1 protein-coding gene is annotated in these 286 nt (G+C 71.0%); it reads right to left on the bottom strand.

Annotation, left to right across the window (positions count from 1 at the left end; all coding sequences use genetic code 11):
- Positions 1-286 (bottom strand): NnrS family protein (locus FLQ44_RS18225; RefSeq protein ID WP_147695495.1); only part of this gene is annotated, 286 nt, incomplete at both ends.

Raw genomic sequence — 286 nt, 5'->3', positions numbered from 1 at the left:
GACCAGCTCGCCGACCACCCGCAGCAGCGCGACCGCCTGCATGCCGATGAAGGCGAACAGGGCGACCCTGCCCAGCACCAGCGGCCGGCCGGAATGGCCCTGTGTCACCCGCGTCACCATTGCCACCAGCAGGCTGCCGAACAGACCGATCGACAGCGCATGCACCGGCGCGCGGCCGAGCGCGAACTCGCCGGTGGCGAACATCCACAGGCTCTGTGCGGCGTACAGGGCCATCGCGATCGGCAGCCAGGCGTAGCCGATGAACAGCACCCGCAGCAGGCCGGGC

This window comes from Vogesella mureinivorans, from assembly GCF_007644035.1.
Classification (GTDB): Bacteria; Pseudomonadota; Gammaproteobacteria; order Burkholderiales; family Chromobacteriaceae; genus Vogesella; species Vogesella mureinivorans.
The sequence above is the reverse complement of the archived record's forward strand: the minus strand, read 5'-3'. Positions and strand labels throughout refer to the sequence as shown.